Source organism: Okeania sp. SIO2C9, assembly GCF_010672455.1.
Lineage (GTDB): Bacteria > Cyanobacteriota > Cyanobacteriia > Cyanobacteriales > Microcoleaceae > Okeania.
In genome coordinates this window covers 1-1,301 of sequence record NZ_JAAHGO010000248.1, presented here as the reverse complement: position 1 = coordinate 1,301, position 1,301 = coordinate 1, and the positions used below count along the sequence as shown (strand labels likewise).

At 42.0% G+C, this 1,301-nt stretch carries 2 protein-coding genes and 1 pseudogene; all 3 read left to right on the top strand.

Annotated elements, in window-relative coordinates:
• Positions 1-231, top strand: a pseudogene (locus F6K23_RS40720) (DUF58 domain-containing protein); the annotation flags it as partial.
• A gap of 200 nt (positions 232-431) precedes the next feature.
• A complete protein-coding gene (locus F6K23_RS40715) occupies positions 432-818 on the top strand; it encodes a ferredoxin-thioredoxin reductase catalytic domain-containing protein (RefSeq protein ID WP_293166927.1) in 387 nt (128 codons plus the stop codon).
• A 1-nt stretch (position 819) separates the two neighbouring features.
• The gene (locus F6K23_RS40710; protein WP_375340836.1) at positions 820-1,218 is read left to right on the top strand and encodes a DUF309 domain-containing protein; all 399 of its coding nucleotides are present in this window, start codon (positions 820-822) and stop codon (positions 1,216-1,218) included.
• Positions 1,219-1,301: the final 83 nt, after the last annotated feature.

Here is a 1,301-nt window from a genome sequence, read left to right as displayed (position 1 = left end):
GCTTGTGCTGGTGAAGAGCTTAGTACTGCTGTTCCCACTCATCAGCCTTTAATTTGGCTGAGTCAAAACTCAGCCAGTATCAATTCATTGCCCATGGGCAGTCGCTGGGTGCTGTGGTCATCAACCAAGCTTAGAAATGAACCAGCAACATCAGTCAAAGGCAATCGTTTCGGTATTACCATTAATATAGCCCAACCTCTACAAAGCCAACTGGAGCAGCTGAGACAATAAAATTCTCCCACACTAAATCAGTGGTATGGCAGCTGATTATCAAAATCTGGCAAGAACATCCCATCCCTCTATAGGGTGGGGAACGTCAAAGCTCCTAATTTAATAATTAAGAACTAACTCAATGCATAACTTTACAAACACAAAAAAATATTCACACTGAGATACAATAAGAGAAATTTTCAAATACCTAGGTTTATTATATGAGTTCACCACAAACAACTGAGACGACAACGGAAACTAAAACTCAATCGAACGATAACAAACTAGAGGCAATGAAAAACTTTGCCGAACAGTATGCCAAGAGAACAGACACTTACTTCTGTGTTGACCCTTCAGTCACGGCTGTGGTAGTCGAAGGACTTGCTAAGCATAAAGAAGAACTCGGTGCACCTTTGTGTCCCTGCCGTCACTATGAAGACAAAGAAGCAGAGGTTAAAGCCACCTATTGGAACTGTCCTTGCATCCCTATGCGTGAGCGCAAGGAATGCCACTGCATGTTATTCCTGACGCCAGATAACGATTTTGCCGGAGACAAACAGACAATAGAACTTGAAGAAATTAAAGCTGTGCGAGATAACATAGCCTAAAATAGTGCCACATCAAGAATTTTTAAGGGGTGTAGAGCAATTCAATCAGCAGGATTTTTATGCCTGTCACGACACCCTTGAAGCCCTTTGGATCGAAGCCTTGGAGCCGCAAAAGCGGTTTTACCAGGGTGTCTTGCAAATTGCCGTGGCTTGTTATCACTTAAGTAACCTCAACTGGCGCGGTGCAGTCGTTTTACTGGGTGAAGGAATCAGACGCCTCAGAGACTACCAACCTGTTTATGAGGGTATTGATGTTACAAAGCTACTGAGACAGAGTACAGAATTATTAACATCACTACAACAGATAGGTTCAGAGCAAGTTGCTGATTTTGTTGAAAGGCTGGCGGCGTTAGAGATTAAGTATGCAACTTCCATAAGTCCTAAAGCTGTTAGTGATTAGTCACAAATCCAGAGATTTGATTGACATGTTTTCTATAATTGTTACAGAATGACCAGATTAAATTATTTGATTTGGTGCTGGGA

Bases quoted from the DNA above. Each gene is read 5' to 3' on its own strand.
- F6K23_RS40715 (WP_293166927.1), top strand. From the start codon at position 432: ATGAGTTCACCACAAACAACTGAGACGACAACGGAAACTAAAACTCAA.